Raw genomic sequence first — 24131 nt, 5'->3', positions numbered from 1 at the left:
GGGGTCGGATCCCGGTCAGCGCTCGAGCACCACGGCGAGGCCCTGGCCCACACCGATGCAGACCGCCACGACAGCGACCCCGCCTCCGCGCCGCGCCAGCTCGTGCGCCGCGCGACCGATCACCCGGCCGCCCGATGCGCCGAGCGGATGCCCGATGGCGAGCGCACCGCCGTGGGCGTTGAGCTTCTCCGGATCGAGGTCGGGCCAGCCTGCGAGGCACGCGAGCGACTGCGAGGCGAACGCCTCGTTGAGCTCCACGACATCGACGTCGGCCCAGCTGCGGCCCGCCCGCGCGAGCGCCTTGTTCGCCGCCTCGACGGGGGCGATCGGAAAGTCCTGCGGATCGACCCCGTGCGCGGCGCGGCCGGTGATGCGCGCGAGCGGCTCGCCCTCGAGCACTCCCTCGGCGGCGATGAGCACGGCGGATGCCCCGTCGTTGATCGACGACGAGTTGCCGGCGGTCACCGATCCGTCGGCGGCGAACAGGGGCTTCAGCGCCGCGAGCCGCTCCAGGGTGGTGCCCTCGCGGATGCCCTCGTCGCGCTCGAGCGGCGACCCTGCGACCTGCACGATCTCGCCGTCGAGCAGGCCCGAGGCCCAGGCCTCGGCCGCAAGGCGGTGCGACCGCAGGGCGAACTCATCCTGCTGCTCGCGCGAGATGTGCCAGGCGCGCGCGATGCGCTCGGCGGCCTCGCCGTTGCTGACCGTCCACTCGGTGGGGAGTGCCGGATTCGTCATCCGCCACCCGATCGACGTGTTCCAGAGCGTGGGGTTGCCGCTCGCAGGCCAGGGCTTCGGCGACTTCTCGACCACGTAGGGGGCCCGGCTCATCGACTCGACCCCGCCGGCGAGCACCACCTGCGCGTCGCCCGCCTCGATGGCGCGCGAACCCTGGATGACGGCCTCGAGCGACGAGGCGCAGAGCCGGTTGACCGTGGTGCCCGTCACGCTCGTGGGGAATCCTGCGAGCAGCGCACCGAAGCGCGCCACGTTGCGGTTGTCCTCACCGGCCTGGTTGGCGTCGCCGAAGATCACGTCGTCGATGCGGGCAGGGTCCAGCCCCGAACGCTCCACGATCGAGGCCATCACCACGGCCGCGAGATCGTCGGGACGCACGCCCGAGAGGGCGCCTCCGGCCCGGCCGAACGGTGTGCGCACGGCGTCGTGCACGACGCTCACGGTCATCGCGATCCTCCTTGCTCTGCAGGTGCCTGCAGCGTCAACCCGGTCAGCTTCTCGAGCGAGGCGACCGTGTGCTCGCCGAACACCTCGCGCACCCGGAGGCCCTCGCCGGTCACGTCGAACACGGCGTCGCCGGTGTAGATCCGGGAGACGCACGCGACCCCGGTCAACGGATAGGTGCACTCGGCGACGATCTTCGACGCGCCGTCCCTGGTCAGCAGATCGGTCATGACGAAGACCTGCTTCGCGCCGATCGCGAGGTCCATCGCTCCACCCACCGCGGGGATCGCTCCGGGCTCGCCCGTCGACCAGTTGGCGAGGTCGCCCTGCTCGCTCACCTGGAACGCGCCGAGCACGCAGATGTCGAGGTGGCCGCCGCGCATCATGCCGAACGAGTCGGCGTGGTGGAAGTACGCGGCGCCGGGGAGCGCCGTCACGGGCTGCTTGCCCGCGTTGATGAGGTCGGGGTCGACCCGCCCGGGCTCGGGGGCCGGCCCCATGCCGAGCAGGCCGTTCTCGGTGTGCAGGATGATCTCGAGATCCTGGGGCAGGTGGTTGGCCACGAGGGTCGGGGCCCCGATGCCGAGGTTCACGTAGGCGCCCTCGGGGATGTCGGCGGCGATGCGCCGGGCGAGCTCGTCGCGCGAGAGTCCGGTCATCGCGCTGCTCCCGCCACCGACGACTCGGGGCTCTGCTCGAGCGGCGACCCGTTCACGTCGACGCCTCCCACGAACCGGCCCTCGTCGATCCACGGCCGGTAGCCGACGGCCACCACGCGGTCGACGTGGATGCCGGGCGTCGCGACGCTCTCCGGATCCAGGGCGCCGAGCTCCACCAGTTCATCGACCTGCACCACCGTGGTGGTGGCCGCGGCCGACATGATCGGCCCGAAGTTGCGTGCCGTCTCCCGGTAGACGAGGTTGCCCCAGCGGTCGCCGCGATACGCGGCCACGAGGGCCACGTCGGCCCGGATCGGATGCTCGAGCAGGTAGCGCCGACCGTCGATGGTGCGCTCCTCCTTGCCCTCCGCGAGCAGGGTGCCCACGCCGGTGGGGCTGTAGAACGCACCGATGCCTGCACCGGCCGCCCGGATGCGCTCCGCCAGGTTGCCCTGAGGAACGAGCTCGAGCTCGAGCTCGCCCGCCCGGTAGAGCCGATCGAACACCCAGGAGTCGTGCTGGCGGGGGAACGAGCAGATCACCTTGCGCACCCGTCCTTCCGCCAGCAGGGCCGCGATGCCGGTGTCGCCGTTGCCGGCGTTGTTGCTCACGATGGTGAGGTCGCCCGCGCCCTGCTCGATGAGGGCGTCGATGAGCTCGACCGGCTGGCCCGCCCGGCCGAATCCGCCGATCATCACCGTCGAGCCGTCGGCGATGCCGGCCACGGCCTCTGCGGTGCCCGCGACCGTCTTGTCGATCATCGCCGCGACGCCCGGCGAGCAGAACGATCGGCCGAACGGCCCACGGTCTTGTCGGCGCCGCGCACGAGGAGCCACGCCCCGGGGATGATGAGGGCCGCAGCCGCGGCCTTGATGAGGCCGGGCACGATGAACGGCCAGACGCCGGCCTCGAGCACACCCGCGGCGGTCACCGGCTGGCCGAGCACGGCCGAGAGGATGAGCGCCATGTAGGGCACGCCCACGAGGAACGGGATGACGGAGGCGGCGACGAAGCCGAGGAAGGCCAGCACGGGCTTGCGGTCCCAGGCGCGCTCGGCGAACCAGCCGGCCACGAACGCGGCCGGGATGAACCCGAGCACGAAGCCGAACGACGGCACGAGCACGTAGGCCGGGCCCGCCACGGCGCCGGCGAACACGGGGAGGCCGGCGAGGCCTGCCAGGAGGTAGGTCGTCAGCGCGGCTGCTCCGCGCCGGGAGCCGAGGGCGGCGCCGACGGCGATGACGCCGAGGGTCTGGCCCGTGATGGGGATCGGGCCGATGAAGAACGAGACCTTCGCGAGGAGGGCGACCACGGCGACGCCGGCGAGCACGAGGGTGGTGTCGACCGCGAGGGCACGGGCACGGGTGGACGGGCGGGCGACGAGGTCGGCGAGGACGAGTCGCCCGGAGGCTGCTGAGAGGGACACGGAAGTCTCCTTAGGTCGTGGGGTTCGAAGTGGTGGCGAGGAGTTCGGCGACGAACGCGGTGTTGAAGTCGCCGCTGCGGAATCGCTCTGACGAGACGATCCGGGCGTGGAGCGGAGCCGTGGTCACGATGCCCTCGACCTCGAGCTCCTCGAGGGCGCGCAGGGTGCGGGCGATGGCCTCATCGCGGTTCTGGCCCCAGCAGATGAGCTTGCCCACCATCGAGTCGTAGAACGGCGGGATGACGTAGCCCGTCTCGATGTGGGTGTCGAGTCGCACCCCGAAGCCGCCGGGGGCGCGGAACCGTGCGATCGTGCCGGGGTTCGGCGCGAAGTCGCGGTCCGGGTCCTCCGCGTTGATGCGGCACTCTATGGCGTGGCCGCGGATGACGACGTCGTCCTGGCGGAGCTCGAGCGGCACGCCTCCGGCGATCTGCAGCTGCAGCTTGATGAGGTCGATGCCGCTCACCATCTCGGACACCGGGTGCTCGACCTGGATGCGCGTGTTCATCTCGATGAAGTAGTAGGTGCGTTCGATGTTGTCGAACACGAACTCCACCGTGCCGGCGTTCGTGTAGCCGACCTCCCGGCACAGCGCGACCGCGGCGCCGGCGAGGCCCTGCCGCAGCTCGGCGTCGAGCACCGGCGAGGGCGACTCCTCCACGAGCTTCTGGTTGCGCCGCTGGGCGGTGCAGTCCCGCTCGCCGAGGTGCAGCACGGTCTCGCCGTCGGAGACCACCTGGATCTCGATGTGCCGGATGTCGGTGAGGTAGCGCTCGATGTAGACCGACGGATCGCCGAAAGCCACCTCGGCCTCGGACATGATCTCCTGCAGGTCCTTCTCGAGGGTCTCGGCCGCCTGCACCACGCGCATGCCGCGACCGCCGCCGCCGGCCGCCGCCTTGATCAGCAGCGGGTAGCCCACGTCGCTCGCCACGGCGAGCGCCTCGGCGTACTCCGAGATGGCTCCGACCGATCCGGGCACGGTGGGCACGCCGGCGCGGCGGGCGATGATCTTGGCCTCGATCTTGTCGCCCATCCGGGAGATGACGTCGGAGGCGGGGCCGACGAAGGTCACGCCCTCCTGCTCGCACATCGCGGCGAAGTCGGCGTTCTCACTGAGGAAGCCGTAGCCGGGGTGGATGGCGTCGACGCGGTAGGCGAGGGCCGCCCCCACGACGGCGTGGGCATTGCGGTAGCTCGAGTTGACGCGCGCGGGGCCGATGCACACGGCCTGGTCGGCGAGCTTGACCGGGAGCGAGTCCGCATCCGCTTCGGAGTACGCGAGCACGCTCTTGATGCCGAGCTCCTTGCAGGCGCGGATGATGCGGAGCGCGATCTCGCCGCGGTTGGCGATGAGCACACTCCGGATGCTCCCGCTTCCGGAGGTGGCCGGTGACGTGACGGGCTCAGCCATGGCGCTTGATCACCAGCAGCGGCTGGCCGTACTCGACGGCCTGCTCGTTCTCGACCAGGATCTGCGTGACGGTGCCGTCGACCTCGGCCTCGATGTTGTTCATGAGCTTCATCACCTCGACGATCGCGAGCACCGTGCCCTTGGTGACGGTGTCTCCCACCGAGACGAACGACGGTGCCCCCGGCTTCGGGGAGGAGTAGTAGGTGCCCACCATGGGCGCCTTGACGGCGACCTCGTCGGCGCCGAGGCCACCAGAGGCGGCGGCGGCGGGAGCGGCGGCTGCCGGAGGTGCAGCGGGGGCAGCCGGAGCTGCGGCGGCGACCGCAGCGGGCGCCGGTGCAGCAGCGGGGGCGGGAGCCGGCGCGGGAGGCGCCGCAACGGCCGGAGCCGGAGCAGGCGCCGCAGCGGTCGGAGCCTGCCTGTCGCGCGACACGAACAGCTCGACGTCGCCGAACTTGATCGAGAGTTCGCGCACGTCGTCGGTGAGGTTGACCCAGTCGACGAGGGCTCGGAGTTCTTTGATGTCGGGCTGGTCAAGCGGCATGTTCACTGTCTCCTTTTGTGATGCTGATGTGCAGTTCGCCGACGGTCAGCGACTGCCGGCCGGCCGAGCTCTTCTCGTAGAGCGATTTGACGAGACCGAGGATGGGGCCGTAGACCTCGTCGGGGTTGCCGCCGGCCTTGACCGTGCGGATCATCTCGTCGACCTGGGTGCCCGCGAACATGGCGCGCAGCAGCAGCAGGTCGATCCCCTCGTCGGGGAAGCGGCGCCGGAGATCCGGCAGCATGGGCTCGATCGGGGCCGGCACGAGATCGATCGTGGAGGATCCGTTCGCGATGATCTTCTCGAGCACCTCCGGATCGATGGGGCCGAGCAGTTCACCGTAGTAGCCGAGGGCGTACTTCTTGATCTCGTTCGGCACGAGCTTGTAGCGCTCGCCCGAGATGACGTTCATCACGGCCTGGGTGCCCACGAACTGGGCGAAGGGCGTGATCATGATCGGGAAGGCGAGCTCCTCGCGCACCCGGGCGACCTCGTAGAGGAGCTCGGTGAATCGGTGCGAGAGGCCGGCGGTCGCGAGCTGGGAGTGGAAGTTCGAGAGCATGCCGCCGGGCAGCTGGTGCATGAAGTGCAGACCGTTGTAGGCCACCGGGTGGCCCACGGGCTTGCCCTCCGCCTCGGCGATGTCGATGAGCTGGCGGCTGATGGTCTCGATCCGCTCGTCGTCGACGTTCACGACGTAGCCGAGCGCGCGCAGGTCGCTCACGATGTCCTGCGTGGAGGGCTGGGCGGCGCCGTTCGCCATCGGGGCGATCGAGGTGTGCAGGGCGTCGGCGCCGAGCTCGACGGCCTCGAGGTAGACCAGCGGGGCGAGCCCGGTGAGGCAGTGGCTGTGGATCTCGAGCGGCCGGTCGCCGATCACGCTCTTGAGCGCGGGCACGAGGGTGCGGATGCGATCCGGGGTCAGCAGGCCGCCCGCGTCCTTCAGCATGATGGCGTCGACGTCGGCCTTCTCGATCAGTTCGATCGCCTTCGCCACGAAGAGCTCGTCGGTGTGCACCGGGCTCTCGCAGAACGAGACGGCGCCGAAGGTCGAGGCGCCGAGCTCCTTGGCGCGGATGAGGCCGGGAGCGATGTTGTCGACGTCGTTGAGCCCGTCGAACGAGCCGATGATGCGGAACCCGTTCTTGTAGAGGCTCTCCACCCAGGCCTCGATCACGTCGTCGGCGAGGAAGTCGAAGGCCGCGATGTTCTTCGAGCGGATGAGGGCCCGGAAGGTGGAGTTCGGGGCGTGCTGGTGGGCGAGCCGCACCCGCTCCCACGGATCCTCCTTGAGGTAGCGCACGGCCACGTCGAACTGGATCGGGGCGACGAGGTCGACCTGCTCGAAGCCGACCTTGTCGAAGTCGGGAACCATCTGCACGATGTGCTCGGTGCGCATCCGGGTGGCCCAGAGGCTCTGGTGCGCGTCGCGCAGCGTGGTGTCGATGATCTTGATCTCACGGCGGCTGCCCGGGGGTCGCCCCCCGTTCGCCATGACCGTGGTGATCGATTCGCGTTCGCCTGTCATCCCTGACCCAACTCCTTCGTTGATCGCGCTGACTTGCATATGATGAAAGTCGGTTCGGCTATCTGCGCAAATAATAGAATGTCTGCGCGATGTGTCAAGGTCTGAGTCAGGAGGATTCATGGTGACGACAATCCAGTCCGTCGAACGGGCGGCTCGGATCCTGCTCTTCGTCGCGGACAACGGCGGCGTGCAGGCGGCTGCGATCGCGGCGCACTGCGAGTTGACCACCCCGACAGCGCATCACCTGCTCAGCACGCTCGTACAGGAGGGGCTGCTCCGCAAGGACTCAGCGCGCCGCTACGAGCTGGGCAGCGCCAGTGAACGGATCAGCGAAGGCGTGGCGAGGCAGCTGCGCCCGCCGGGCGAACTGCGTCACGCTCTCTCCGAGCTCGCCCGCCGCACAGGCGAGTCGTGTTACCTGACCGCGTGGCGGGGTGACCGCATCCGGGTGATCGCGGTGGTGGAGGGCGAGCACGCGGTGCGCGTGGCGGGCCTCGAGGTCGGCTACTCCGACGACATCCACGCCAGGGTGGGCGCGAGGGTGATGCTCGCGCACGCCGATGCCGACCTCCGCGACTGGGCCCTCTCGGGCTACGAGTACACGCCCCTCACCCCGAACACCGTCACGAACCGCGCCGAGCTCGACGAGGAGCTCGACCGCATCCGCGCGACGGGAGTGGCCCACGACCGCGAGGAGCTGCGCCTCGGCGTGCGGTCGATCAGCGCCCCGGTCTGGCTCGACGGCCGGGTGCGGGCGGCCCTGTCGCTCACCGCTCCGAGCGATCGCTTCCAGGCGCACGAGGAGACCTACGAGGCCGAGCTCCTCGGCTGCGCCTCGCTCGGCCACCCGTCGGCTCAGACGACGTAGAGCTCCCGCCTGGCGAACGTCCGCCCCCCGGCGAACAGGCGCTCGGCGAGCATCCCGACCGAGCCGGCACTCACGGCGGCCGTCTCGAACCGCGCCGACCCGAACAACCCGTCGCGGTCGACCTGGTCGACCGCCGCCACGAACGCGGGCTCGGCGAGGCGCACCGGAAGGCCGAGTTCGGGATCGGGCTCGCCGTAGGGCGTCCAGGCCCAGAGCCCTTCTCCCGCCTGCGTGACCACGATCGCCGGTTCGGCGCGATCGAGCGCGACGGCGTCGTGGGCCAGCACCCGCACGACCGGCTTTCGGAGGGCAGCAGCGAAACCCCGGGCCGCCGCCGCGCCCAGCTCGACCGCCACGGCCGACCCCGGACCGGTGCCCAGGGCCACACCGCTCAGTGTGCCGGGCTCCACCCCGCTCTGCGCGAGGGCCTCCACGATCAGCTCCTCGAGGGCGGTCGAGCGATCCCGGCCGTCGTGGCCGGCCGCCAGCTCGGCCAGGATGCCACGGTCGCGATCCACCACGGCCACGCTCACCCCGAGCGACGTGTCGATGGCGAGCAGCATCAGAGCTTGGAGCCGTCGTCGAGCACGTGCCAGGTGCGGTTGTGGTAGACCAGCGGGCGCGCGACGCGGGCATCGGCTTCATCGGCGCCAGGGCCGGGGGCGCTGGAACTCAGCGCCTCCACCACGAAGACCGTGGAGGAGCCGGCCGCGATGCGGTCGACGACGCGGCCCCGGATCCAGGCGTGCGCCCCCGGGTACACCGGCTCACCCGTGGGCAGGCGCATCCAGAGGCCCTCCGGGAAGCGGTCCACCCCGCTGGTCGCTGCCAGTTTCGCGAGCTCGAGCTGATCGGCACCGGGGATGTGCACGACGACCGTCTCCGCCGCGCAGAGGGTGGGGGTGCTCGACGAGGCCGCCGACGCCGAGAACACCAGCAGGGGCGGCTCGGCGCTGACCGAGAACACCGAGGTGACGGTCATGGCCACCGGGCCCTCGCCCGCGTCGGCGGTGACGATGGCGACCCCGGCGGGGTGGTTGCGGAAGGCGGCCTTGAAGGCCTCCGGCCCGAGGACGTCGGCACCGACATCCGGAGCGATCGAGACGGCGGTGTCGTCGTGCGCGATGTTGCTGTTCATGATGATCTCCTTTTAGCACGCGTGGTGCGTGGTCCTGTGGTTGCTCGTGTCCGGTCGTGCGGCGGTCTCAGCGGGTCACGACGACCTTCCCGTCGCGGCCTCCCTGCTCGGCGAGGGCCAGCGCCTCCGCGATGCCGGCGAGGCCGATGCGCGCGGCGATGGGCACGGCGAAACCGCCCCCGGCGATGATCTCCATCGCTTCGGCCGCGATGCCGGGCAGCAGGTCGGCGGGCGCCGCCGCCATCGAGCGGGGCATCCAGAACCCCTCCACGCGCACGCCGTTGAAGACGACGATCCGCGTGTCGACCTGCACGGGATCCCCGGAGAGGAGACCGTAGGTCACGACCCGTCCTCCCGGTGCGAGCGTCTCGGTCAGCCGCCCCGTGGCGGCGCCTCCGACGGCGTCGACCGCGACCCGTGGCCGCGAGCCGCCCGTGACCGCCAGCACCCTCTCGTCGAGGTCCTCCCCGTCGACGAGCACCGGCCCGTTCAGCTCGTCCTCCACGCTGAGGGCGCTCCGTTCGCTCCGCACCACGTTCACCACGGTGAACCCGCGGCGGGAGGCGACGGCGTCGAGCACCCTGGCATAGGCCGAGTTGCCCGCGTTCTGGATGATGACGTCCCCTGCCTCGAGCTCGGGCCACTCGTGCAGCATCAGCAGCACGGCCTGCACGTTCACGAAGCTCACGGCGAAGGTGTCCGGATCGACCGTCGGGGGCAGCACGAGCGCCGAGGCGGCCGGGATGACGCGGTAGTCGCTGAAGACGCCGCGGCTCCCGGCGAGCGAGACCAGCGACCCCTCCGGCACGATCGCCGTCGCTCCGCCGACGACCCGGCCGACGCCCTCGATGCCCGCCGCCCGCGGCAGGGGCGGTGTCGTGTCGCGATAGCCGTAGGCCCCCTGCAGCATGAGGATCTCGGCCGGATTGATCGGCGCCACGACGAGCTCGACGAGGAGCTCCCCCTCCCCCGGTCGCGGCACCGGGGTCTCGACGAGCTCGGCGACGACTCCCGGGTCGCCGGTCCGGTGCTGCATGACGGTGCGGTTCACACCTGCGGGGGGTTCCATCAGTGCACCTCGATCCCGCCGTCGACGTTCACGGCCTGCCCGGTGATGAGCGATGCGTCGTCGGAGAGCAGGAAGTTCACGGCGGCCGCGATGTCCTCGACCCGCGTCGGCTTCTGCAGCGGCGTCGAGGCCTTCACGGTCGCGAGGAACGCGTCGTGGTTGCTCGCGCCCGCCTCGGCGAGCGCCGGCGTGTTCGCGGCCACCCACGATCCGGTCGCCTCCCACATCGGCGTCCAGACGAGGCCAGGGCACACCGCGTTCACGGTGACACCGTTCGGGCCGAGCGCGGCTGCGACGGACTGCGTGAGCGAGATGACCGCGGCCTTCGAGGCGCAGTAGTCGGCCAGGGTGGCGCTGCCGCGCTTGCCCGCGATGCTCGCCATGTTCACGATCCGCCCGGCGCCGCGAGCGGCCATGGCAGCACCGACCCCCTGGCACAGGATGAAGGTGGCGGTGACGTTGATCGCGAACGTGCGCTCCCACTGGCTCAGCTCGAGCTCCTCGAAGGTCGACATGAGGCCGATGCCCGCCACGTTGACGAGACCGTCGACGTGCGTGAGCGACGCCGTCAGGTCGTGGACCTCGGCTGCCACCGAGAGATCGGCCACCCGGGTGGCGACCTCGACGCCGGTGCTCCTCAGACGGTCCGCCACCTCCCCGAGACGCTCGGCCTGCCGGTCGACGAGCACCAGGTCGAGGCCCTCGGCGGCGAGCCGGTTCGCCACGGCCTCGCCGATGCCCTGCGCGGCGCCGGTCACGGCGATCGTGCTCATCGGTCGCCGATCCTGATGACGGTCTTCATGATGTCGCGCACCGTGGTCGCGTCGTCGAACGCGCTCTGCACGTCGTCGAGGCCGCGCACCCGGTCGACCAGATCGCGGGTCACCACCTCGCCGCTGTCGAGCAGCTCGATCGCCGCCGCGAAGTCGCCTGCGAGCGATCCGATGATCTTCGGCTGCTTGTGCACGATCTTGGTGGTGTCCACGGGGGCGGCGACCTCTGGGAGCCCCACGAACACGATGGTGCCGCCGGAGCGGACCATCTCGAACGACTGGGTCACCGCCGACGGCGCTCCCGACACCTCGATCACCACGTCGGCCATCGCGCCCTCGTTGAAGGCGTACCGGCCCACCCCGAGCTCGCTCTTCACCCACTCGATCGCATCACCGGATCGGGCGTCGAACGCCGCGTCGGCACCGTGATCGAGAGCCGCCTGCACCCGCAGCGGGTTGATGTCGATCACCACGACGCGCTCCGCCCCCCGCGCCTTGGCGATCTGCGCGCAGACGTTGCCGATGAGCCCCGCCCCCAGCACCACGACCTTGTCGCCCGGGCCGATCTCCGCCGCGCCCACGGCTCCGGCGGCCACGGCGACGGGCTCGATCGTGGCCGCACTGAGGTCGTCGATGCCCTCCGGCACCTCGAACACGTTGAGGCCGAGCTGGGCCCGCTCGATCACCACGAAGTCGGCGAACGCGCCGGCCCGGCCGTACCCGATCGAGCGGGAGAAGATCTCGGGGCACAGCCCGTAGTCGCCGCGCTCGCACCAGAAGCACTCCCCGCAGGTGCCGATGGTGAACCCGGTGACGCGCAGGCCCTCCGCGATCCCCTCGACCTCGGGGCCGGTGCGCTCCACCGTGCCGACGAACTCGTGCCCCAGCACCTGGCCGGGCTCGACGTAGAGGCCCTTCTTGAAGCTGTGCAGGTCGGAGCCGCAGATGCCGCACGCGGTCACCCGCAAGAGCACGTCCCGGGGGCCGAGGTCGGGCACCTCGACGTGCTCGATCGTCATGACGCCCGGCTCACGGTAGACGGCCGCGGTCATGGTCTGCGCCCGGGTGGTCTCGATCCGGCTGGTCTGGATGGTCATCGGAACTCCTTCGTTCGGTCGATGAAACTCAATCTGGTTATGCGGCGACATTACATGTAGTGTCGCAGCGACATCAGATTTGGTGTCGAAGAGACACTAACTCCCCTGCCACTCGCTGTCGAGTGATGCAGCGCTTTCCGGTCGGGGACGAGAAGGGAGATCTGTGGACACCCGTTTGAACGGATCGGTCGTGTTCGTGACCGGCGCGGCCAGCGGCCAGGGGAAGGCGACTGTCGGGCTGTTCGCCGAGGAGGGGGCGGTCGTGATCGTCGCCGATCGGCACGGCGCGGCGGCGGAGGAGACGGCCGAGGAGCTGCGCGCGGGCGGGCACGACGCGATGGCCGTCGAGGTCGACGTCGCCGACGCCGAGGCCGTGAACGCGGCCTTCGACGCCGTCGTCGGCCGATACGGCCGCGTCGACGTGCTCGTCAACAACGCCGCCGTCGGCTTCAGCGAGAACGCGCGCCTCACCATGGCCAATGTGGTCGACACACCGCTGGAGCACTGGAACGCCATCCTGGCGATCAACCTCACCGGCCCGGCGCTCTGCGCCGCGGCGGTGCTGCCCCGGATGGCGGAGCAGGGCTCCGGCGTCATCATCAACATCGCGTCGATCAACGGCCTCGTGGGGCTCACCGGAGCCGATGCCTACACCGCCACGAAGGGCGGACTGATCGCACTCACCCGCTCGATCGCCGCCGAATGGTCGCCCCGGGGCATCCGGGTGAACTGCATCTGCCCCGGTGGTGTGGACACCCCGATGATCCGGGCGATCGTCGAGAACCCCGAGGCGAAGAAGGCCATGTCGGCCACGACCCCGCTGGGTCGTCTCGCCACCCCCGAGGAGATCGCGGCCGTCTCGGTCTTCCTCGCATCCCCTCTGGCCGGCTACGTCAACGGCGCCGTCCTCCCCGTCGACGGCGGCTACACCGCCGTCTGACCCCCGCACCACCCGATCCGCACCGACGAAATCAAAGGAGATTTAATGTCCACTGCATCGACCTTCAAGCCCGACAGGCTCCTGTCCGGCAAACGGGGCTTCCTGTTCTTCATCATCCTGGCGGTGAACTTCATCGTCTGGCTCGACGTGGCGAAGTTCGGGCTGCTGAACCCGTTCTGGTCGGCCGACCTCGGGCTCACCACCGAGCAGATCGCGCAGGCCTCCGCCAGCTATCTGCTGGGCTACTTCCCCATGCTCCTGCTGGCCGGCGTGCTCTCCGACCGCTTCGGCGCCAAGAAGATGCTCATCATCTGCGTCGTGGGCGTCACGGTGCTCTCGGCCTCCATGGCGCTCGTGCAGAACTACGACGAGCTCTACTGGCGCAACCTCATCTTCGGCGTCTTCTTCGGCTTCCTCTGGGCGCCCAGCCAGCGCATCATCTCGAGCTGGTACCCCGGCTCGATGAGCCCCAAGGCCACGGCCGTCTGGATGAGCTCCACCCTGCTGCCCGGCATCTGCGCGCCCCTCATCGCCTATCCGCTGGCGACCGCCTTCGGCTGGCGCGAGGCGTTCTTCGTGATCGCGGCGCTCGGCGTGCCCGCGCTCGTGCTGCTGATCATCTTCGTGGCCGACGTGCCCGAGAAGCTGCGCGGCATCAGCGCGGTCGAGACCGCGGCCATCCGGGCCGGGTTCGACGGCACCACCAAGCCCAAGCTCTCGGTGCGCGAGGTGCTGGTGGCGCTGAAGAAGCCGAGCATCGTCACCATGGGCATCGCGACGGCGTTCGCCACGTCGGCCACCTGGCTCTCGGGCACCTGGCTGCCCTACGGCCTCATCACGATCGAGAAGGTCGACCCCAATGTCGTGGCGCTGGCCACCCCGCTGATCGGTCTCGTGCCGGTGGGCGTGGGACTCCTGCACGGCAAGCTGGTCGAACGGTTCTTCAAGTCGCGCACGAAGCCATGGCTCATCATCGGCCCGCTCTGCGGCGTCGTCGGCTACGGATTCGCCGCACTGTTCCCGGGATCGCCCTGGTTCATCTGGGCGTTCATGATCGCCGGTTTCGCCTACCTCTGCGACCCCTTCTTCTGGGGCACGGTCAACGGCTACTGGGCCGGCATCGCCCGGCCCGAGGTCACGGGCACGCTCAACGGCATCGCCGCAGCGCTCCAGGTGGCCGTCGGCTGGTTCATCGTGAGCAACAGCGGCAGCTGGATCGACACCGGAGCGACCGGACTGGCGCAGCTCAGCCCGATCTGGTGGGTGGGCGCCGGCATCTTCGCCTTCGCCATCATCCCGGTGCTCATCTCCAAGGAAGTCCGGTTGCGCAAGATCAGCGCCGACGGCACCTCCATCTCACAGACACCTGTCACGGAAAGGACAGACGCATGACCCCCCTCAACCCACTCTCTCCGAACCTCGGTGATTTCGACCCCGCCACCATCAAGTTCGGCATCTTCCAGGCGCCGTACCACCCCTTGAACGGCAACCCCACCCTGCAGATCCGGCGCGACATCCAACTCGCCCAGGTGGCCGACGAGCTCGGCTTCGACGAGTACTGGATGGGAGAGCATCACTCGAGCGGCATCGAGAACATCCCGTCGCCCGAGCTGTTCATCGCCGCGGCGGCCGAGCGCACGTCGCGCATCACCTTCGGCACCGGTGTGGTCTCGCTCCCGTATCACCACCCCCTGCTCGTCGCGGATCGCATCGCGCAGCTCGACCACCAGACCAACGGCAGGGTCATCCTCGGTGTCGGCCCAGGCAAGCTCCCTGTCGACGCGATCATGATGGGGATCGACCCGGTCGACCAGCGCCGCATGCAGGGCGAGTCGCTCGAGGCCGTCACCCGGCTGCTGCGGGGCGAGGTCGTGAACATGGAGACGGACTGGTTCACGCTGAAGGACGGCCGGGCGCAGCTCCAGCCCGTGCGCCCCGAGGGCATCGAGATCGCGGTGGCGTCGACCGTGTCGCCCTCCGGATCCGTGCTCGCCGCCAAGCACGGCGCCTCGCTGTTCTCCCTGGCCGCCGGCGACAAGGCGGGCTTCGACGCGCTCGACCGCAACTGGGACGTCTACGAGAAGGAGTCGCTGGCCAACGGCTACGACGCCACGCGCCGCAACTGGCGCGTGGTGACCCCCATGTTCCTGGCCGAGAGCCGGGAGGACGCGGACCGCGCCATCCGGCGCAAGGTGCTGCACCACACCGACTACCTCGAGCAGGTGTCGGGCGTGACGTTCCCGTGGGCGCGCGACGCTCAGTCGGCGACGGATCAGCTGAGGGGCGAGGGCTGGCCCTCGTTCGGCTCGGCGGTGATCGGCACGCCGGACGAGGCGATCGAGGCCATCGAGGCGCTGATCGAGAAGACCGGTGGTTTCGGCAGCTTCCTGGTGATCCACTACGACATGGCCGACTGGGACGCCACCAAGAAGTCGTACGAGCTGTTCGCCGAGGAGGTCATCCCGCACTTCCGCCGGTCGAACCGCGGCCGGGTGGCGAGCCTGCAGTATCACAACGCCCACGCCGCGGAGCTGGGGGCGGGTGCCGCCGCCGCCATCACGAAGGCCACGAAGGAGTACTACGGGGAGGGCGCCGCGGTGCCGCTGCGGTGACCGGGGCCGCCGCCCGCGCGTCGCGGGCGGCGGATCCCGCATTCGGCCGTCGCGTAGAATCGACGGCATGCGGATCGCTCGGGAAGGCTGGAATGTCTGAACGCGAACGTCCGCTCGCCGGGTCGCCCGGATCGAGTTTCCCGGGCGCCGACCAGATCCCCTATCGCTCCGACATCCTGGCCGCGCTCGGCGCCATCAAGACGATCTGGGCCATGCCGGAGTACACCCTCGACATCGCTCACCTCGCGATGCCCGACCTCGACCTGGGCGAGAGCAACGTGCTGTGGGCGCTCGGCTACCGAGGCGCTCTCAGGCCCATGGACCTCGCCGACATGTTCGCGATGAGGCGCTCGAACGTGAGCAAGATCATCAATCGTCTCGAATCGCGCGGCCTCGTCGAACGCCGCGACGAGACCAGCGACAAGCGGTCGGTGCGCATCCACCTCACCGAGACGGGCGAGCGGGCCTCCCGCCGGCTCTACGCGGCCGGCGACATGCAGATCACCGAACTCACGCGCGGCTGGACCGAGCAGGAGATCCAGGACTTCGCCGCCTATGCCGCTCGCTTCGCCGACAGCGCGCGCGACCTGGCCGAGCGGCTGCGCCGGGGCGAGATCCCCGCTCTGCCCGACGAGCTCTGACCACGGCGGTGACCGAAGCCCCTACCGGAGCGTCGTGATCCTCCTTACGGTGGAAGTCAGCACCATCCGGACGAGTGGAGGCCCCAGTGAGTGATGACGGTCGCGGATCGTGGTCGGCGTTTCCCGACGACGAACGGGAGGTCGATCTCGCCGATGAGTCGCAGCCGCTCGTGCCTCCGACGGTCGATGCCGAGGAACGCGTGGAGCTCTCTGACGACGATGGCACCGAGGCGGCCGGGGACGGCCCGGCATCCTCCGACTGATGCAGCCGGACGGAGTCGTCAGCGGCTTCCCGCACCATGGGACTTTCGGCCCGAGATCGCCGTCCCGCTGAGGCCCATCCTGGAGTCATGAGCGACTCCGATCGAAGCACTGCGGGTCGCCGACCGCCCGGCTCTCATCGTCCGTCGGCCATGATCCGCGCAGCCTTGGTCGAGGACCACGAGATCGTGCGCACGGGCATCGCTGCCGTGCTGGAGGCCGATGGCAGCATCGAGGTGATCGCCGAGGCCTCCACCGTCGCGCAGGGGCTCTCCAGGATCGTCGCGACCAGACCGGATGTCGCCGTGCTCGACCTGAGGCTTCCCGATGGCAGCGGGATCGACCTCTGCCGGGATCTCCACGAGCGACTTCCAGCGCTCCGCTGCATCATCCTCAGTGCGCACGTCGACGACGACGCCATCGACGCGGCGCTCGATGCCGGCGCAGCCGGGTACGTCGCGAAGAACGTCCTGGGTCGAGACCTCGTCGAGGCGGTCACCGCCGTCGCCGCCGGACGGAATCTGCGGCGCCCCTCTTCGCCCGGTGTCGTCCCTCATCCTGCCCATCCGGCCGTGCCGAACGATCCGAGGCTGGGCGCCCTCACTCTGCGAGAGCGTCAGATCCTCGGTCTGATCTCGAACGGACTGACCAATCGCGAAGTCGGGGCGAGGCTCGGGCTGCAGGAGAAGACCGTCAAGAACTACGCGTCCCACGTGCTCCGCAAGCTCGGCCTGGAGCGGCGCACCCAGGCGGCGGTCCTCGGGTTCGAGCACAAGGACGAACTCTGAGAAGAACTCTCCGATCAGAGCCGGTCGCCTCGATGCCCGGCCGGATCGCGCAGCGCCCTCAGGGCGTTGAAGATGCAGACGAGGTCGACGAGCTCCTGGATGCCGGCCCCGAGCACGGCGGGGATGTGTCCGAACGCCGCGACGACCATCAGGATGAGACTCAGGCCGACGCCGATCCAGATGCTCTGCAGCGCGATGCGGACGCTGTCCTGCCCGATCCGGACGACGTCCACGACCTTGTGGAGGTCGTCGACCAGGATGACGACGTCGGCCGCCTCACTCGCCACCGTCGCCCCACGGGCGCCCAGGGCGATGCCCACGTCGGCCGCGGCGAGCACAGGCGCATCGTTCACCCCGTCGCCCACCATGAGCACGGGACGGTCTTCCATCCCGTGCACAGCCGTCACCTTGTCGGCGGGGAGGCATTCGGCCCGGACATCGTCGATCCCCACCTCCTCGGCGATCGCTGCCGCGGTCGAGGGGGCGTCTCCCGTGAGCATCACGATGCGCCTGGCACCCAGACGCCGCAGCGCGGTGACGGTCGGAGCCGCGGTGACCCGGAGTCTGTCGCGAGCCACGATGGCACCGGCGAACCGCCCGTCGAGACCCACATAGATCGCCAGCTCTCCCGGCCTGAGCGGGGTGGCCAGCACGTCCGACGCCCGGGCGGACACGAAGGCGAGCGACCCGACGAGCACGTCGAACCCGAGAACGCGGGCCCGGACCCCCGACGCCGCGTCCTCGTCTGCGACGTCGGAGTCGGCCAGATCGAGGTGCCGCGCGCGGGCGAGGTCGATGACCGCCGTCGCGAGGACGTGACTCGAGTACTGTTCCGCCGAGGCGGCGAGTCGGAGCACCAGCGGCTCCTCGAACCCCGGCTGCACCCGCACCTCGGCGATCGACACGCGGCCCTCCGTCAAGGTCCCTGTCTTGTCGAAGGCCACTGTCTGAACCCGTGACAGGCGCTCGAGTGCGGCTCCGCCCTTCACGACCGCACCATTGCGGGCGGAGCGGCTCATCCCGGCGAGGAACGCGATCGGCGCCGCGAGGATCAGCGGGCACGGTGTGGCCAGTACCAGCACCTCGGCGAACCGCACGGGGTCGCCCGAGAGGAGCCAGGCCGCCGTGCCGATGAGGAGGGCCAGCACGGTGAACGGAAGGGCGAATCGGTCTGCCAGGCGCACGACCGGAGCCGGGTGCGACGCTGCGGCTTCGACAAGTCGCACGATGCCCTGGTACTGGCTGTGGGCGGCGTCCCGGGTGGCGATGATCCGCACCGCCGACGGTCCGTTGATCGTCCCGCTCAGCACCGGCTCACCGGGGCCGATCCGCCGGGGGAGGCTCTCTCCGGTGATCGGGGACTCGTCGAAGGAGGTGGCGTCGCTGCCCGGCGCGAGCACCGCGTCGACCGGCACGATCTCGGCCGGCCTCACCAGCAGGAGGTCACCGGGACTCACCTCGCCCACCACGACGTCGCTTCCCGCGCCGCTGCTCGAGGGGGAGAGTCGATGGGCGAATCGCGGCGCGCGTTCCGACAGCGAAGTCAGCTCGCGCTGGGCACGGGCGCGGGCGAACTGCTCCAACGCCTCTCCCCCGGTCAGCATGAGCACGATGATCATCGAGGCGGCGATCTCCCCCACGAGCACGGTCGCCACGATCGCGGTGACGGCGAGCACGTCGACACCGACCGCACCCTGCATCAGGCGACGCACCATCCGTGAGGCCTCGAGCACGGCCACCGCCAGCACGAAGACCGTTGCGACCACTCGCGCCGCATCCCCCTGCCCCCACAGGACGAGCAGGAGTGTCGACACGGTGACCAACCCGGTGGAGATCAGCAGGGCCGACGGTCGCATCATCGCTCTGGGTCCCCCCACGTCGGATCCTCCGGCCGGATCGCCGGTTCCGTCCCACGGTAGAACGCCCCCGGTTCGACCTCGGGGACGAAAGTCCCGGTCTCCCGCCCCGGGACTCCCTAGCCTTCGGATCGACAGAATCGAGAACAGCCATGACGACATACTCCTCGCCCCACGGAGAAGACCTGACGATGACCGACGGATCGATCCTCGTCGGTCATGACGGATCGGAGGGAGCAGACCGGGCGCTCGCGCTCGCTCTGGAGCTGGCGGAAGCCCTTCGCGGCCGGGTGACCATTCTTCGCACCTGGCAGATCGGTTACCCGCCGGCGAAATTGCTCGACGACGGGTACGTGCTGAGCTTTCCGGAGGTCAGCGCTCGTGAACGTGCCGCGCTCGTTCTCGGGGTCGGCCGGCTCCGGGCCTCGCATCCGACCGTCGAGGTCGACTATCTGGCCGCGCTCGGCCGACCCGCGGAGACCCTCGTGCTGCTGTCGGAGAGTTCGAGGATGATCGTCGTCGGTTCCCGGGGTCTCGGCGGGTTCGCGGCGGCGACGTTGGGTTCGGTGAGTGAGCGGTGCGTCCGCCACGCCTTCTGTCCGGTGCTCGTATCTCGCCCTCCCCGCACCGATCACGGGGTCGATCGCTGAACGCCGCCGGGCGTCGAGACGGCTGAGCCGGAGATGTTCCGGTTCACCTCCGGCGGCACGGGCCTTGGTCCCGTGGGTCGATAACGGCTGGCGCACCGCGACTCGGCGGCCCGGATGACTGCTTCGAGCGCGTCGAAGTGCTCACTCGCGGGTATCGGGGCGATCCACACCGCCTCGAAGCCGGTCTCGTCCTCGTGCACGTAGCCGAGCAGCCCACCGACCTCGTTGTCGCTGCAGACGGCGTCCCGGAAGAGCCAGCCCTCAGGCAGCACCCGCACGATCGTGACCATGACTCCAACCTGCGTCATTCCCGCTCGGGCGGGCAGGGCCGAAGGTCCCGGCGGTGCCCCGTGCCTCGGGCAGGACCAAAGACTCTGTGACGAGGTGCCGAGTCTGCGTAGCTTCACTGGAATCGCCATGGTGCGATCCGCCGCACGAGTGTGCACGCGGAAAACTGAGAAGGCAGGCGCAGATGAACACTCCCCGAGGCGGCAGGCCGCTCCGACGCTCCAGAGCAGCGCTTCGCGCGACGCTCGTCTCCGCACTGGCTGTGCTCGCCTCGGCAGCACTCGTGCTCCCTGCGGGCCAGAGCGCCTGGGCCCACATCGAAGAGGCCATTCCCGCGATCGAGCCGGCGATCGGGCCGGACACCGAGATCCGCCTCGTCGGGACGGGCCCGGGTCAGAACATCCAGGGTTTCGAGCCTGACGACACGACCCCCATCGATCCGCTGACCCCGTATCCGGTGAGCGACCCCGCTTCCGGATACCAGCCCGTCTCGAACTTCGCTGGCACGATCGTCACCGCCAGTGTCTCCGACCCCTCGCTGACGGCGGAGATGTACTGCATCAACCTCAGGGTGGCCACCGAGGGCGGCATCGGGTACGAGTCGGGCACTTGGGCGGAATCCAACGTTCCCAACATCGGGTACGTGACCTACATCCTGAACTCCTACTACCCCACGACGGATCAGCCCAGCGGCCTCACCGCCAACCAGAGAGCCGCAGCCGTGCAGGCCGCGATCTGGTACTTCACCGACAACTACCTCGTGTCCTCCTCCTCGACAGCGGTCCGCGCCGCGGCGGCAGCGATCGTGACCGCCGCACAGGTGGCGGGGCCTCTGGAGGAGCCTCCCGCGCCTGACCTCACCATCACCCCCGCAACCGCATCCGCCCCGATCGGCGCCAGCGCAGGCCCCTACCGGGTCGCCGCCGAAGGCGCAGCCGATGTGACGATCTCCGCGCCGGAGGGAGTCAGCCTGTTCGCCGATGAGGCCGCCACGCAACCGCTCGCCAACCCCAGCACCGTCGCAAGCGGAACCGATGTGTGGCTGCGGAGCGATCCCGGAGCCACCGAGGAGCCGGTGCTGCGAGCACGGGCCGTGGTGACGGTCCAGACCGGGGAGGTCTACCTCTACGACGGCGAGACCCCCGGTCTGGCAGACGCGCAGAGACTCATCCTGGCGAAGACCGCGGAGCTCGACGCGACCGCACAGGCCACGGCGGAGTTCTTCGCCGTGGGCGAGCTCACGGTGACGAAGAGCTTCGTCGGAGCCGCGGCCGGTCAGCAGGCCGCAGGCCGCCTCGAGGTGGACTGCGGTGAGGGCTACACGTTCGACGCCGACGTGGTCGCCGAGACGGGTGAGGCGCAGACCTTCACGTTCCCCGGCATCCCGGTGGGAGCGGTCTGCACGGTCACCGAGCCGGTCACCGGGGAGACCGCGGCCGTGGTGGTGACCAGCGACGCACCACAGGACGCGGTCATCACCGACGACGGAGCATCCATCGAGATCGTCAACACCGTCGAGTTCCGACCCGGTTCCCTCGTCGTCAAGAAGGTGATCGACGGATCGGCCGCCGGCCTCCAAGGCGAGATCGTGCTGGATGTCGACTGCGGGCCGTCCCTGCAGACGACTGTCGTGATACCCGCGGGGAGCCCGGCCGGAGAGTATGCGGCGGAGTACCCCGACCTCCCTGCGGGCGCAGAGTGCACGATCACCGAGCCGGAAGACGGGCGTTCGTCGCTCGTCCTGGTCGAGACCAGCGGACCGGTCAACGCACTCATCGAGCCAGGGAGCACCACCGAAGCGGTCGTCACGAACACCGTCGAACCGGTCGTGCCGGTGACGCCCGCTCCGCCGGTCCCCGACCGCCCCAGCCACCCTGCGGCACCCGGTGGCAACGGTCCTACGGGTCTGGCGTCGACGGGATCGGAGATTCCGTGGGGACCCGCTGGGGTGGCCGTGCTCGCTGTGATCGCGGGATTCGCCTTCACCCTCCGTGAGGTCGTGCGCCGCCGCCGAACGGCGCCTCAGGGGCGATGACGGGCTCCGTAGACCGCCGCCTGGGTTCTGCTCGCCATGCCGAGATTGGCGAGGAGTCCGGAGACGTAGTTCTTGACGGTCTTCTCTTTGAGGCCCAGCGCTGCAGCGATCTCCCGATTGCTCATCCCGTCCGTGATCAGCACGAGCACCTGGTGCTGACGATGGGTGAGCTCCGGCTCGGGGGATCCGCCGGCGGGGGCGGTTGCGATGGCGAACGGCTTCGCGGCAGCCGCCCCCGAGGCGAGCGGGCTCCCGTTCTGCCTCAGACGGCGCGGGCTGCTCGCGGCGTGGCGGATGGCCTCGACCAGGTCGCCGGAATGCACCGTCTTCAGCACGTACCCGGAAGCACCTGCGAGGGTCGCTGCCGCGGCGGCGTCTCGGCTGCCGTACCCCGTCAGCATGAGGCAGCGAAGCTCCGGGTGCAGCGAGAGCAGCTCCCGGCAGAGTTCGATCCCGCTGCCGTCGGGCAGGTTCACATCGAGGATGATGACGTCGGGCCGCGTGGCGGCGACGAGCGCCACCGTGCGCCCCGCGGAGCCCGACTCACCGACGACGACCATGTCAGAAGCCCGGTCGATGAGGAGGCAGACCCCGGCCCTGACCATCTCGTGGTCGTCGACGACGAAGATCCTGATCATGTGCCCGGCTCGCTTTCGAGAGGAACACTCCACCGGACACGAGTCCCCTGCGGCGAGCGTCGCAGCACCTCGAACGTCCCGCCCCGCCGGCGGGCCCTCTCGGAGAGGTTGCGCATTCCGCCGCCCGGGCCGGCGAACGGATCGATCCCCGCGCCGATGTCGTCGATGACGACCTGAACGCCCGTACCGCCGATGTCGACGCTGATCTTCTCGGCCGCACCCTCCGCGTGCCGCTGGATGTTCGACACCGCTTCCCGCACCACGGCGACGATGTCGTCAGCGAGACCAGGGGGGAGCACGACATCGAGAGGACCACGGAACGTCACATGGGGCACCACCTCCACGTTGGTCGCGTATTCGGTGAACAGCCGGATGATGCGTCGACGGACGTCGATCGCCGTCGCAGAAGCCCGGTGGGCGAGTTCGAAGACGGTGGAACGGAGATCGATGATGGCGGAGTCGATCTGCCGGGTCTGGACGTCGATGTCGCTTCCCAGAAGGGGGTTCACCGAGCCGAGCGCTTGGAGGTTGAGTCCGATGGCGAAGAGCCGCTGGATGACCGTGTCGTGCAGGTCTCGGGCGATACGGCTCCGTTCGTCCACGACGGCCTGGCGCTGCCTGCTGAACTCGGTCGAAGCCGATTCCACGACCCGGCCCGCCCGCACCCCGAAGTCCGACAAGCACTCGAGTTCATCGTCGTGGAACCAGGGACTGCCCGGCCCACGCGCGAAGTGGATGACGGCTGTGACGCCTTCGCTGGTCACCAGGGGAACGGCTATGACACAGGAGAATCGGCTCGCGACGCCGTTCACGGAGATCTCGTGGGGGCCGGATGAGACCGCGAGGGTCGCCGAAGCGAACGCCCGTTCGGCGAGACTGTCCTTCCGGGCGTAGACGCCACCGAGAAGGGCCGGCGCGTTCAGGCCCACGGCGGCTTCGACGCGCCACTGATCCCCGGGCGGGAGCGGGCGAACGACGGTGACGAAGGCAGACGGCACGACCGCTTCGACGTTCCTCGCAACGGCGTCGTAGATCTCGCCCGAACACGCCGCCAGCAGTTCCGCGCTCAATTCCGAGAGCGCCAGACTCGACCGGATGCGCCGAGCCGAGTCGTCATACCGTCGCGCGTTCTCGATCGCGACACCACCGACACCCGCGAAGGCGCGCGTCAGATGATCGTCCTCACGGCTGAAGGATCCGCTCGCTGGCCCCGCCAGGAACAGCGTCCCCACGAGCGTGCCCCCGGACTCCACGGATGCGCGGAGGTGGGGGCCGTCGACGAACGCGTCGCGGGGCCTGGTACCGGCATGGAGACCGTCGAAGGGCGAGTGCGGCGAGAGACCCTCTCCGCCGGGCTCGTCGTAGAAGACGAACCGGTAGAAGGCCCCGTCCCGCCCCAGCACGCCGAACGCTCCGCGCCTGGCGCCCACGAGGGCGGCGGCCCTCTCGACGAAGCGCACCAGCACGAGCTCGAGGTCGAGTTCGGACACGACCTGCTGGGCTGCCACGTGGATCCGCGCCATGCTGTCGGAATCGAGGTCGTACTCACTCCAGAGGTCGACGTCCGTCCTCATTGTGCTCCTCCCCCTTGAGAATCTGCTTCCCGGTATACACCTGTAGAAAATATGTCGCCATCGGGCACCGCAGTCGTCGTCCGGGAGTTCCGTTCAGCCCCGGGCCACGATTTCAGCGTCCGACGACCGGCGCGCGCCGGGTAGGGCACA

General features: G+C 69.8%; 25 protein-coding genes. 9 read left to right on the top strand and 16 right to left on the bottom strand.

All coding sequences use genetic code 11. The features are described from left to right. Positions 1–15: 15 nt before the first annotated feature. Genes N1028_RS13640 through N1028_RS13610 form a run of 7 tightly spaced genes read right to left on the bottom strand, consistent with a single transcriptional unit; the run spans position 16 to position 6753 of the window. Positions 16–1185 carry a thiolase family protein gene (locus tag N1028_RS13640; RefSeq protein WP_259529870.1) on the bottom strand — a complete coding sequence of 390 codons (1170 nt, stop codon included), beginning with the start codon at positions 1183–1185 and terminating at the stop codon, positions 16–18. Next, positions 1182–1841, bottom strand: coding sequence for a 3-oxoacid CoA-transferase subunit B (locus N1028_RS13635; protein ID WP_259529869.1), 660 nt, complete (start codon positions 1839–1841; stop codon positions 1182–1184). Before N1028_RS13635 ends, N1028_RS13640 begins: the two co-directional genes overlap by 4 nt. Continuing rightward, positions 1838–2602, bottom strand: coding sequence for a 3-oxoacid CoA-transferase subunit A (locus tag N1028_RS13630; protein ID WP_259529868.1), 765 nt, complete (start codon positions 2600–2602; stop codon positions 1838–1840). Before N1028_RS13630 ends, N1028_RS13635 begins: the two co-directional genes overlap by 4 nt. After that, positions 2599–3267 carry a biotin transporter BioY gene (locus N1028_RS13625; protein ID WP_259529866.1) on the bottom strand — a complete coding sequence of 223 codons (669 nt, stop codon included), beginning with the start codon at positions 3265–3267 and terminating at the stop codon, positions 2599–2601. Before N1028_RS13625 ends, N1028_RS13630 begins: the two co-directional genes overlap by 4 nt. 10 nt (positions 3268–3277) lie before the next feature. Continuing rightward, positions 3278–4681, bottom strand: a complete 1404-nt coding sequence (gene accC, locus N1028_RS13620) for an acetyl-CoA carboxylase biotin carboxylase subunit (protein ID WP_259529864.1) — start codon at positions 4679–4681, stop codon at positions 3278–3280. After that, complete coding sequence (gene accB / locus N1028_RS13615) at positions 4674–5225, bottom strand: acetyl-CoA carboxylase biotin carboxyl carrier protein (protein ID WP_259529862.1); 552 nt, start codon at positions 5223–5225, stop codon at positions 4674–4676. Before accB ends, accC begins: the two co-directional genes overlap by 8 nt. Then, complete coding sequence (locus tag N1028_RS13610; RefSeq protein ID WP_259529860.1) at positions 5215–6753, bottom strand: pyruvate carboxylase subunit B; 1539 nt, start codon at positions 6751–6753, stop codon at positions 5215–5217. The genes accB and N1028_RS13610 overlap by 11 nt, the downstream gene beginning before the upstream one ends. Before the next feature lie 118 nt (positions 6754–6871). Here N1028_RS13610 and N1028_RS13605 point away from each other — a divergent pair, with 118 nt between their 5' ends. After that, positions 6872–7621 (top strand): IclR family transcriptional regulator, encoded by a 750-nt coding sequence (locus N1028_RS13605; protein ID WP_259529859.1) that lies wholly within the window; start codon positions 6872–6874, stop codon positions 7619–7621. Here N1028_RS13605 and tsaB read toward each other — a convergent pair. From tsaB to N1028_RS13580, 5 genes are all read right to left on the bottom strand, one after another. Next, the gene (tsaB, locus tag N1028_RS13600) at positions 7609–8184 is read right to left on the bottom strand and encodes a tRNA (adenosine(37)-N6)-threonylcarbamoyltransferase complex dimerization subunit type 1 TsaB (protein WP_259529857.1); all 576 of its coding nucleotides are present in this window, start codon (positions 8182–8184) and stop codon (positions 7609–7611) included. The two genes, N1028_RS13605 and tsaB, sit on opposite strands and share 13 nt — an antisense overlap. Then, a complete protein-coding gene (locus tag N1028_RS13595) occupies positions 8184–8759 on the bottom strand; it encodes a flavin reductase family protein (protein WP_259529853.1) in 576 nt (191 codons plus the stop codon). Before N1028_RS13595 ends, tsaB begins: the two co-directional genes overlap by 1 nt. A gap of 67 nt (positions 8760–8826) precedes the next feature. Beyond that, a complete protein-coding gene (locus tag N1028_RS13590; RefSeq protein WP_259529850.1) occupies positions 8827–9828 on the bottom strand; it encodes a zinc-dependent alcohol dehydrogenase family protein in 1002 nt (333 codons plus the stop codon). Beyond that, positions 9828–10601 carry an SDR family NAD(P)-dependent oxidoreductase gene (locus N1028_RS13585; protein WP_259529849.1) on the bottom strand — a complete coding sequence of 258 codons (774 nt, stop codon included), beginning with the start codon at positions 10599–10601 and terminating at the stop codon, positions 9828–9830. The genes N1028_RS13590 and N1028_RS13585 overlap by 1 nt, the downstream gene beginning before the upstream one ends. Next, a complete protein-coding gene (locus tag N1028_RS13580) occupies positions 10598–11698 on the bottom strand; it encodes a zinc-dependent alcohol dehydrogenase (RefSeq protein WP_259529847.1) in 1101 nt (366 codons plus the stop codon). Before N1028_RS13580 ends, N1028_RS13585 begins: the two co-directional genes overlap by 4 nt. 163 nt (positions 11699–11861) lie before the next feature. Between N1028_RS13580 and N1028_RS13575 the strand changes: the two genes are divergently transcribed. The 6 genes from N1028_RS13575 to N1028_RS13550 all read left to right on the top strand — a co-directional run bounded on the left by N1028_RS13575 (position 11862) and on the right by N1028_RS13550 (position 16940). Further along, positions 11862–12638 (top strand): SDR family NAD(P)-dependent oxidoreductase, encoded by a 777-nt coding sequence (locus N1028_RS13575; RefSeq protein ID WP_259529845.1) that lies wholly within the window; start codon positions 11862–11864, stop codon positions 12636–12638. A 45-nt stretch (positions 12639–12683) separates the two neighbouring features. Next, complete coding sequence (locus N1028_RS13570) at positions 12684–14030, top strand: MFS transporter (RefSeq protein ID WP_259529843.1); 1347 nt, start codon at positions 12684–12686, stop codon at positions 14028–14030. Beyond that, positions 14027–15250 (top strand): LLM class flavin-dependent oxidoreductase, encoded by a 1224-nt coding sequence (locus tag N1028_RS13565; RefSeq protein WP_259529841.1) that lies wholly within the window; start codon positions 14027–14029, stop codon positions 15248–15250. The genes N1028_RS13570 and N1028_RS13565 overlap by 4 nt, the downstream gene beginning before the upstream one ends. A 92-nt stretch (positions 15251–15342) precedes the next feature. Next, positions 15343–15891 (top strand): MarR family winged helix-turn-helix transcriptional regulator, encoded by a 549-nt coding sequence (locus N1028_RS13560; RefSeq protein ID WP_259529839.1) that lies wholly within the window; start codon positions 15343–15345, stop codon positions 15889–15891. An 86-nt stretch (positions 15892–15977) separates the two neighbouring features. Continuing rightward, a complete protein-coding gene (locus N1028_RS13555) occupies positions 15978–16154 on the top strand; it encodes a hypothetical protein (protein WP_259529837.1) in 177 nt (58 codons plus the stop codon). A 150-nt stretch (positions 16155–16304) separates the two neighbouring features. Further along, on the top strand, positions 16305–16940 hold the full coding sequence (locus N1028_RS13550) for a response regulator transcription factor (RefSeq protein WP_259529835.1): 636 nt from the start codon (positions 16305–16307) through the stop codon (positions 16938–16940). A 14-nt stretch (positions 16941–16954) separates the two neighbouring features. On the opposite strand, the gene N1028_RS13545 is transcribed toward N1028_RS13550, so the two are convergent. Next, positions 16955–18817, bottom strand: a complete 1863-nt coding sequence (locus tag N1028_RS13545) for a heavy metal translocating P-type ATPase (RefSeq protein ID WP_259529834.1) — start codon at positions 18815–18817, stop codon at positions 16955–16957. Positions 18818–18948: 131 nt separating this feature from the next. On the opposite strand from N1028_RS13545, the gene N1028_RS13540 reads away from it, so the two are divergent. After that, on the top strand, positions 18949–19446 hold the full coding sequence (locus N1028_RS13540; RefSeq protein ID WP_259529833.1) for a universal stress protein: 498 nt from the start codon (positions 18949–18951) through the stop codon (positions 19444–19446). On the opposite strand, the gene N1028_RS13535 is transcribed toward N1028_RS13540, so the two are convergent. Beyond that, positions 19428–19736 (bottom strand): hypothetical protein, encoded by a 309-nt coding sequence (locus tag N1028_RS13535; protein WP_259529832.1) that lies wholly within the window; start codon positions 19734–19736, stop codon positions 19428–19430. The genes N1028_RS13540 and N1028_RS13535 overlap by 19 nt on opposite strands. 182 nt (positions 19737–19918) lie before the next feature. Between N1028_RS13535 and N1028_RS13530 the strand changes: the two genes are divergently transcribed. Next, on the top strand, positions 19919–21769 hold the full coding sequence (locus N1028_RS13530; RefSeq protein ID WP_259529831.1) for a thioester domain-containing protein: 1851 nt from the start codon (positions 19919–19921) through the stop codon (positions 21767–21769). Here N1028_RS13530 and N1028_RS13525 read toward each other — a convergent pair. Beyond that, positions 21757–22407: a response regulator gene (locus N1028_RS13525; RefSeq protein WP_259529830.1), complete on the bottom strand. Its 651-nt coding sequence runs from the start codon at positions 22405–22407 to the stop codon at positions 21757–21759. The two genes, N1028_RS13530 and N1028_RS13525, sit on opposite strands and share 13 nt — an antisense overlap. Next, positions 22404–23981, bottom strand: a complete 1578-nt coding sequence (locus tag N1028_RS13520) for a GAF domain-containing sensor histidine kinase (protein WP_259529829.1) — start codon at positions 23979–23981, stop codon at positions 22404–22406. The genes N1028_RS13525 and N1028_RS13520 overlap by 4 nt, the downstream gene beginning before the upstream one ends. Positions 23982–24131 lie beyond the last annotated feature (150 nt).

The organism is Herbiconiux oxytropis, from assembly GCF_024979315.1.
Classification (GTDB): Bacteria; Actinomycetota; Actinomycetes; order Actinomycetales; family Microbacteriaceae; genus Herbiconiux; species Herbiconiux oxytropis.
The sequence above is the reverse complement of the archived record's forward strand: the minus strand, read 5'-3'. Positions and strand labels throughout refer to the sequence as shown.